12 protein-coding genes are annotated in these 7,805 nt (G+C 67.3%); 4 read left to right on the forward strand and 8 right to left on the reverse strand.

The genetic code is table 11. From position 1 onward, the window contains the following. Nucleotides 1-3: 3 nt before the first annotated feature. Nucleotides 4-711 carry a CoA transferase subunit A gene (locus AC1DU6_RS13910; RefSeq protein WP_457446037.1) on the reverse strand — a complete coding sequence of 236 codons (708 nt, stop codon included), beginning with the start codon at nucleotides 709-711 and terminating at the stop codon, nucleotides 4-6. A 78-nt stretch (nucleotides 712-789) separates the two neighbouring features. Here AC1DU6_RS13910 and AC1DU6_RS13915 point away from each other — a divergent pair, with 78 nt between their 5' ends. Further along, a complete protein-coding gene (locus tag AC1DU6_RS13915) occupies nucleotides 790-1,344 on the forward strand; it encodes a LuxR C-terminal-related transcriptional regulator (protein WP_056193421.1) in 555 nt (184 codons plus the stop codon). Further along, nucleotides 1,341-2,291, forward strand: coding sequence for a DUF3667 domain-containing protein (locus AC1DU6_RS13920; RefSeq protein WP_056193418.1), 951 nt, complete (start codon nucleotides 1,341-1,343; stop codon nucleotides 2,289-2,291). The genes AC1DU6_RS13915 and AC1DU6_RS13920 overlap by 4 nt, the downstream gene beginning before the upstream one ends. Before the next feature lie 9 nt (nucleotides 2,292-2,300). On the opposite strand, the gene AC1DU6_RS13925 is transcribed toward AC1DU6_RS13920, so the two are convergent. From AC1DU6_RS13925 to AC1DU6_RS13945, 5 genes are read right to left on the reverse strand one after another with little or no spacing between them, the layout of a single operon-like run. After that, nucleotides 2,301-3,143, reverse strand: coding sequence for a 2OG-Fe(II) oxygenase (locus AC1DU6_RS13925; protein ID WP_056193415.1), 843 nt, complete (start codon nucleotides 3,141-3,143; stop codon nucleotides 2,301-2,303). Beyond that, nucleotides 3,140-3,919 (reverse strand): peroxide stress protein YaaA, encoded by a 780-nt coding sequence (gene yaaA / locus AC1DU6_RS13930; protein WP_457325348.1) that lies wholly within the window; start codon nucleotides 3,917-3,919, stop codon nucleotides 3,140-3,142. Before yaaA ends, AC1DU6_RS13925 begins: the two co-directional genes overlap by 4 nt. 16 nt (nucleotides 3,920-3,935) lie before the next feature. Further along, nucleotides 3,936-4,325: a DUF6691 family protein gene (locus AC1DU6_RS13935; RefSeq protein ID WP_056193494.1), complete on the reverse strand. Its 390-nt coding sequence runs from the start codon at nucleotides 4,323-4,325 to the stop codon at nucleotides 3,936-3,938. Between the two features lie 5 nt (nucleotides 4,326-4,330). After that, nucleotides 4,331-4,759 carry a YeeE/YedE family protein gene (locus AC1DU6_RS13940; protein ID WP_457325350.1) on the reverse strand — a complete coding sequence of 143 codons (429 nt, stop codon included), beginning with the start codon at nucleotides 4,757-4,759 and terminating at the stop codon, nucleotides 4,331-4,333. After that, nucleotides 4,756-5,079 carry a metalloregulator ArsR/SmtB family transcription factor gene (locus AC1DU6_RS13945; protein ID WP_457446047.1) on the reverse strand — a complete coding sequence of 108 codons (324 nt, stop codon included), beginning with the start codon at nucleotides 5,077-5,079 and terminating at the stop codon, nucleotides 4,756-4,758. The genes AC1DU6_RS13940 and AC1DU6_RS13945 overlap by 4 nt, the downstream gene beginning before the upstream one ends. A 56-nt stretch (nucleotides 5,080-5,135) precedes the next feature. Between AC1DU6_RS13945 and AC1DU6_RS13950 the strand changes: the two genes are divergently transcribed. After that, nucleotides 5,136-5,924 carry an MBL fold metallo-hydrolase gene (locus AC1DU6_RS13950; RefSeq protein ID WP_056193406.1) on the forward strand — a complete coding sequence of 263 codons (789 nt, stop codon included), beginning with the start codon at nucleotides 5,136-5,138 and terminating at the stop codon, nucleotides 5,922-5,924. Here the strand turns inward: AC1DU6_RS13950 and yedA are convergent. Continuing rightward, nucleotides 5,921-6,820: a drug/metabolite exporter YedA gene (gene yedA / locus AC1DU6_RS13955; protein ID WP_457325352.1), complete on the reverse strand. Its 900-nt coding sequence runs from the start codon at nucleotides 6,818-6,820 to the stop codon at nucleotides 5,921-5,923. The genes AC1DU6_RS13950 and yedA overlap by 4 nt on opposite strands. A gap of 108 nt (nucleotides 6,821-6,928) precedes the next feature. Here yedA and AC1DU6_RS13960 point away from each other — a divergent pair, with 108 nt between their 5' ends. Then, nucleotides 6,929-7,438, forward strand: coding sequence for an Lrp/AsnC family transcriptional regulator (locus tag AC1DU6_RS13960; RefSeq protein WP_477857812.1), 510 nt, complete (start codon nucleotides 6,929-6,931; stop codon nucleotides 7,436-7,438). A gap of 19 nt (nucleotides 7,439-7,457) precedes the next feature. Here the strand turns inward: AC1DU6_RS13960 and AC1DU6_RS13965 are convergent. Beyond that, the coding region (locus AC1DU6_RS13965) for a TolC family protein (RefSeq protein WP_477857813.1) at nucleotides 7,458-7,805 on the reverse strand (348 nt) is incomplete at its 5' end.

The following is a 7,805-nucleotide window of genomic DNA, read 5'->3' on the forward strand; positions in this document are numbered from 1 at the left end:
ATCTCAAGCCTCCTTCTTCGGGCTGAGAGTCATCTTCTCGATGCGCTTCTCGGGGTTGGCATTGACAACGATGCGGTGCACATAGATGCCCGGCAGATGCACGTCGTCCGGGTCGATCTCGCCCGTCTCAACGAGGTGCTCGACCTCGACAACCGTCAGCTTGCCGGCCATGGCCGCAGCCGGGTTGAAGTTGCGCGCGGTGCGGCGGAACACGAGGTTGCCACTCTTGTCGGCCTTGTAGGCCTTGACCAGCGCGACGTCGGGCACCAGGGCCTTCTCCAGGATGTAGGTCTCGCCGTCGAACTCGCGCGATTCCTTGCCCTCGGCGATCAGCGTGCCCACGCCGGTGCGCACAAAGAAGGCCGGGATGCCGGCGCCACCAGCGCGCATCTTCTCGGCCAAGGTGCCTTGTGGCGTGAATTCAAGCTCCAGCTCACCGGCCAGGTACTGACGCTCGAACTCCTTGTTCTCGCCCACGTAACTGGAGATCATCTTCTTGATCTGGCGCGTGACGAGCAGCGCGCCGAGGCCAAAGCCGTCGACGCCGGCGTTGTTCGAGATGACCGTCAGGTCCTTGACGCCGCTGTCGCGCAGGGCCGTGATCAGCGCCTCGGGGATGCCGCACAGGCCGAAGCCGCCGACCGCGAGCATCTGTCCGTCCTTCACGACGCCGCGCAGCGCTTCCTCAGCGCTCGGGTACACCTTGTTCATGCCGTCTCCTGCCTTTCGGGTGAAGCGCGAAGGGTACTATCGCGCGCCTTCCGAAGTCGATTAAGCGAATTCGCCTAAGTGGAACCCGCCGCCCTCGATTACCGCAGCGCCTTCCAGCTCGCCCCGATCGGCCTGGTGCTGTCCGCCCAGCGCCAGATCGTCGACTGCAATGAGCGCGTGCTGCAGATGTTCGCGGCCACGCGCGAGCAGCTCCTGGGCAAAAGCTTTGCCGTCATGTACCCCAGCGCCGTCGAGTTCGAGCGCACCGGCGCGCGCATCGTCGCCAGCCTGGATGCCCAGGGCCACTATGCCGACGACCGCGTCATGCGTCGCCTGGGTAGCGGCGAGCTGTTCTGGTGCCACGTGACCGGCCGCGCGCTGGACCCGGCCGACCCGCATGCCCGCGGCATCTGGAGCTTTGAGGATCTGTCGGCGCGCCGCCAGATCACGGCCGACCTGACGCCGCGCGAACGCGAGATCGCCGCCCTGCTCGTCGAGGGCCAGACCAGCAAGCTCATCGGCCGACGCCTGGGCGTCAGCCCGCGCACGGTGGACATCTACCGCGGCCGGCTGATGAAGAAATACCAGGCGGGCAGCACGCCCGAGCTGATCAACAAACTGCTGTCCGCATGAGCCCAACGAGCCCCAAGAGCCACGGCGCGCCCGAGCTGCCCTACTGCCGCAACTGCCACTTCACGCTGGCCACGCCGCGCCCGGTCTACTGCGGCCATTGCGGCCAGGAGACCGACCTGCATCCGCCCTCGGTGCGCGAGATGTTCACCGAGTACCTGGGGCACTACGTCGCCTTCGACGGGCCGCTGTGGCGCACGCTGTGGGCGCTGGTCTGCCTGCCGGGTCATCTGACCAACGCCTATTTCCGCGGCCAGCGGCGGCGCTATGTGCTGCCGCTGCGGGTCTATCTGACCGCCAGCTTCCTGTTCTTCGTCGGCTATCACCTGCTGCAGCACGGAAAACACGAGGAGCAGGAGGCAGACGTCGAGTCCAGCCAACCGGCCGCGCCCGGCAAGCCAGTGAAGGTGAAAGTCAAGCCTGGGCAGACGCCGGCCGAGGCTGAGGCCGAGGCGGCAAGCACGGCCGGCCAGGGCAAGAAATCGGTCAACACCAAGCTGGGCTGCGATGAGCAGCATCCCGAGGCCTGCAGCCGCAGCGAGCTTTTGGTGACGGGCTTGGTCACGAAAGGCAAGTCGATGACAGGCGACCAGTGGAAGGCCCGCTTCAGTGCGCTGGCGCCCTACGGCATGCTGGCCATGCAGCCGGTCTTCGCAGCCCTGTTGCTGGCCATGTTTGCCGGCAGCGGGAGGCGCTATGCCGAGCACTTCGTGTTTTCGCTGCACAGCCACAGCCTGTGGTTCCTGGCCCTGCTGCTGGCCATGGCGGCCAACATCGAAGGCTTGATGACTTTCGCCGTCTTCGGCCAGGGGCTGGTGGCGATGCGCAATGTCTACCGGCTCAGCTGGTTCGGCGCCATCTGGCGCGGCCTGCTGCTCAGCATGGGCTACTTCGTGCTGCTGGTCGTCGGCGTCGGCCTGTTGGTCGCAGGCATTGCCGCAACGGCGTGATCCGCCCGATCAGGTGAAGACGCCCTGACGCAGCCATTTCGTCGCCACCCATTTCTCGCCGTCCAGCACCGGCGAGCCGCCATGCAGGGTCTGCGTGGCGGGGTGGGGCCGGTCGTAGCTGAAGAAGACGGCGTTGCCCTTGACGGGTGCGACGTCCAGGCCGATGTCCGGGAAGATGGTCGAGCCGCCGGCGGTGGGCGTGTTCAGGTACATGACAAGCGTCGCAACGCGTTGGCCGCCGCGCTTCAGGATGGCCGGCGTGCTGACGTGAGCCGGGTCGAAGTAGTCGTAATGCGGCTGATATTCAGCGCCCGGCCGGTAGTGCAGCACCTGCAGGCCCTCGCCGTGGTCCAGCGGCCAGCGCAACAGCGTCGCAATGCGTGCTTCGATCTTGCGGATCAGCTCGGTCTCACAGCGCTCGAAGAACATGCCGTCGCTGGTGCGTGCGGCGTTCACCTCGCTGCCCTCGCCGCCGGTGGCCACGGTCTCGGAGCGCGCCAGGCGCTTGGTCGCCAACGCGACGATGCCGTCGCACTCCTCTTCCGACAGCAGGTCGCCAAAGACGATAACGCGCGGCTGCCGCAAGGCCATCAAGACCTTGACCTGGCGGTCGCCGGCATCGATGACGGGCGAGAAGCGGCTCAGCTCGGGTTCGGGCAGCCCGACGGTTGCGCCGGGCGGCGGCGTCAGCGTGGCCACCTCGCCCAGGGTGCGCGCCAGCGCCTGGCGGGCGATGCTCTCATCCCAGCCGCTGCCCAGCATCGCGGCCAGGATGCTTTCTGACGCGTGGCCGGCACGGCTCTGCTCGGTGATCCATTCACACAGCTCGGGGGTGATGACTTGTTGGCTCATGACTTGCGGCGGAAGACGAGTCGGTCGGGAGAAGACACCTCAGGGGCCAGACGATAACCGTCCAGGTTGAAGCCTTTCAACGCCTCGGGCGTCTCCAGGCGATGCTGGATGGCATAGCGCGCCATCAGGCCACGGGCACGCTTGGCGAAGAAGCTGATGATCTTGTATTCGCCGTTCTTCCAGTCCTCGAACTGGCAGTCGACGACCCTGGGCTTGAGCGCCTTGCGGTCCGCGGCACGGAAGTATTCCTGCGACGCCAGGTTGACGATGACGGGCACCTTCTCGCCCCGCGCCAGCTTGTTCAGATGCAGGGCGAGGCGATCGCCCCAGTAGTCGTAGAGGCTGGCGCCATGGTCACCGGCCAGTCGCGTGCCCATCTCCAGGCGGTAGGGCTGCATGCGGTCCAGCGGCCGGAGGATGCCGTACAGGCCCGACAGCATGCGCACGTGCTGCTGCGCCCAGGCCAGGTCATCGGCGCGCAGCGTCCTGGCATCCAGGCCGTCGTAGACGTCGCCGTTGAAGGCCAGCACGGCCGGTTTGCTGTTGTGCTCGGTGAAGCGCGGCCGCCAGGCAGCGTAGCGGTCGACATTGAGCTGGGCCAGCGGCTCGGACAAGTCCATCAGCCCGCGCACATCGTCCACGCTCTTGGTGCGCAGGAGGTCGATGAGGGCGGCCGTGTCGTCAAGGAACTGCGGGCGGGTCAGCGCCGGCGCCAGTTCGGGCGGCGTCGGCGTGTCGTAATCGAGGGACTTGGCGGGCGAGAGCAGAAACAGCATGGGCGCGGATTTTGTCTCATGCTTTTCGGCGCTCCAGCACCTCGAAGATCGCCATGCCGGCCAGCATCGCCGCGACGAAGCCGAGCGCCTTGGCATCGCCCAGGCCCAGCACGACCAAGGCCGGGCCGGGACACAGGCCAACCAGGCCCCAGCCGATGCCGAACAACAGGCTGCCACCGACGAGGCGGCGGTCGATGCGCGTTGCCTCTGGCAACTGCACGTTGGCCCGGCGTGCCCACGCAAAGGCCGGCAGACCGACCGCGATGGCGCCCGCCATGACAAAGGCCAGCGAGGGGTCCCAAGCGCCTGCCAGGTCCAGAAAGCCCAGCACCTTGGTCGGGGATGCCATGCCAGACACGATCAGCCCCAGCCCGAACAACAGGCCCGCGAACGCGGCGATCAGCACTTTCTTYACAGCAAATGCCTCAGCACGAAGACGGTCGCGAAACCAGCCGCCATGAACGCGACTGTCGCAACCGCAGAGCGCGGCGACAGCCGCGAAAGGCCGCAGACGCCATGACCGCTGGTGCAGCCAGCGCCATATCGCGTGCCGATGCCGACCAGCAGGCCGGCTACCAGCAGCGTGCTCCAAGCGGCGTCGATGCGCGGCCGTGGCAGGCCCGCGAACAGCGCAAAGATCCACGGCGACACCAGCAGCCCGGCCAGGAAGGCCACGCGCCAGGCGCGGTTACCGGCTAACGGCCGCAGCAGTCCGCCGACGATGCCGCTGATGCCGGCAATGCGACCCGCTCCCAGCACCAGCACTGCGACGGCCAGGCCGACAAGCAGGCCACCAGCCAGGGCGGGCCACGGTGTGAAGGCAGGCCAGTCCACGGTCATGTGTTCTCCTTGGGGCAGTACTGCGTGTAGAGGGTGCGCAGCAGCGCCAGCAAGCGCGGATCGCCCACGCTGTAGAAAACATTCCGGCCCTCGCGCCGCGTGGCCACCATGCCCTCGCGGCGCAGCACGCCCAGCTGCTGCGACAGCGTCGGTTGGTGGATGTCGAGCAGGGCCTCCAGATCGGCAACGCTGATCTCGCCCTGGGACATCTGGCACAGCAACAACAGGCGCTCGGGATTGCCCAGGGCCTTCAGGGCAGCGACGGCCTCGCCTGCTGCCTGGCGCAGGGTCTGGACATCAAGGGTGGGGGGTCTCGGCATGGCAAACATTATATCAATCGATATAATCATGCCTTCTCCATCGCCGGCCATTCCCCATGACTGTCGCCATCCAGGGCTTCCACGACGCCGTCACCGGAACGGTCAGCTATGTCGTGAGCGATCCGACCACCCGCCAGGCGGCCGTCATCGACCCGGTACTGGACTACGACCTTGCCGCCGGCAGCACCAGCACGCTCAGCGCAGACATGCTGCTCGTGCATCTGCGCGAGCAAGGTCTCACCTTGCAGTGGATCCTCGAGACCCATGTCCACGCCGACCATGTCTCTGCCGCTCGGTACCTGCGCACCCGAGCAGGCGGGCTGATCGCCATCGGCGAGCACACCCGCGAAGTGCAAGCCACGCTGGGCCGCCTGCGCGGCTGGCCCTCTGAAGAAGACGGCTTCGACCGCCTGCTGCGCGACGGCGAGTCATTCCGCATCGGCAGCATCGAGGCCACCGCCCTGCTCGTGCCCGGGCACACGCCAGCCGACCTCGCCTACCGCATCGAGGACGCCGTGTTCATCGGCGACACCCTCTTCATGCCCGACGGCGGCAGCGCCCGTGCCGACTTTCCCGGCGGTGACGCCGCCGCGCTCTACCGCTCGATCCGCCGGCTTCTGACCCTGCCGCCCGAGACCCGCCTCTTCGTCTGCCACGACTACCCGGTCGGCCGCCAGGCGCGCTGGGAAACGACAGTGGCCGAGCAGCGCGCCGCCAACATTCACGCGCATGACGGCGTCAGTGAAGCCGAGTTCGTCGCGATGCGCCAGGCGCGCGATGCGACGCTGGCCGCGCCCCGGCTGATGCAGCCGGCCCTGCAGGCCAATATCCGCGCGGGTGGCTAGGCCCTCGCCCGCCCCATCAGCAGCAGCACGACACCCACGAGGACGATGCCCGCGGCCAGCCACTCGTGGCCGCTGATCTGCTCGCCGGCCAGCGTGACGCCAAGCAGCATGGCGATGACAGGGTTGACGAAGGAATAGCTCGACGCCAGGCCCGCCGAGGCCTGCGCCAGCAGCACCATGTAGGCATTGAAGGCGACCAGCGAGCCGAACACGACCAGATAGGCCCAGGCCCACAGCGCTTGCGGCTCGATATGGCCGGGCAAGGTCTCGCCGCTCACCAGGCTCAAGCCCATCAGCAGAAGGCCACCGGCCAGCATCTCGCTGGCAAAGCCCATGGGCCCGGGCGCCAGTGGCAGGCTGCGTTGCGACAACACGCTGCCCACGGCCCAGCTCGCGCAGGCCACGCTGATGGCCACCAGGCCGGCGGGCGATGCGCCAAAGCCCTGGCCCTGCGTCAGCAGTAGCACGCCCACCAGGCCGAGGGCGATGCCCGCCGATTCCAGCCGCGTCGGCTTCTCGCCCCACAGCAGGTTGAGGCCGGCAATCATCAGTGGCATCACGGCAATGAAGGCGACGACGAGGCCCGAGCCCACGGTCTGCTCGGCCGTGGCCGTGCCACCCATGCCGCCGCCCAGCATCAGCCCGCCGATGACGAGGGCATGCAGCCACTGGCGCCGGCTCGGCCATGGCGCGCCGCGCCAGCGCATCCAGCCCGCCAGCAGCACGCCGGCGACGAGAAAACGGCTGCCCATCTGGAAAAAGGGCGGCAGGCTGATCAGCGCGATCTTGATGGCCAGATAGGTCGAGCCCCAGACCAGCCAGGTGGCGGCCAGGCAGAGCAGCAGCAAAGGACTCAAACCGGGGGCGTTCTTGAGGGGCAGCGTCGTCGTGTTCATGGCCGGCATCGTAGAAATTTCGGCTCTTTCATGACATGGGTACTTGAAGGTTGCGCCAGCACTTCGCCTTAATATTCAAGAACATTCCGTCGACTTCTAGAGAATTTCATGGCCATCGAGCTCGATCAGCATGACCATCGCATCCTGGCGGAATTGCAGGCCGACGCCCGCCTGACCATGGCCGAGCTGGGCCGGCGCGTGCACCTGAGCCAGCCGGCCGTGACCGAGCGAGTGCGCAAGCTGGAGGAAGGCGGCGTCATCCGCGGCTACCGGGCGGTCGTGGACGCCGGCAAGCTCGGCTACGCGATCCGTGCCGTCATCCGCATCGAGAGCATGGACGAGCCGCTGCTGCTGCGCGCGCTGGAATCCAGCCCGGAAGTGCTGACCGCCTATGACGTCACCGGGGAGGACAGCTGGATTTTCGAGATCGCCGTGCGTGACGTCGCCCACTTGAAGGCGGTGCTGTCGCGCTTCTGCCAGCAGGCTCCGACCTCAACGGCCATCATCCTGCGTGCGCTGCGCGAGCATGCGCCGCTCAAGCCCCTGCCGGCGGCCGAGCCCGAGTCCCCGCCGCCACTGGCCGCGGCCAACAAAAAGCCCCGCCGTAGCGGGGCTTGATGAAAGAAGAACCAGGCTCTCAGCGCGCGAGCAAGCCGTTGGCAGCGGCCACATCTTCGGGGCGCAGTTGCCCCGAGGCCTGGCGCAGCCTGAGGCTGTTGACGACGACGTCATAGCGTGYCTTGGCCAGGTCACGCTGGGTCGTGTAGAGCTGGGTCTGGGCGTTCAGCACGTCCAGGTTCACGCGCACACCGACCTTGTAACCCAGTTGGGTGGCTTCCAGAGCCAGCTTGGTGGACGACTCGGCAGCCTCGTAGGCGCCAACCTGGGCCTTCAGCGACTGCACGCCGAAGAAGGCGCGGCGCGTGTCCTCGGCGACCTTGCGACGGGCAAAGTCAAAGTCATTGCGGGCCCTGTCCTCCAGCAC

The organism is Roseateles sp. P5_B10 (assembly GCF_056400485.1).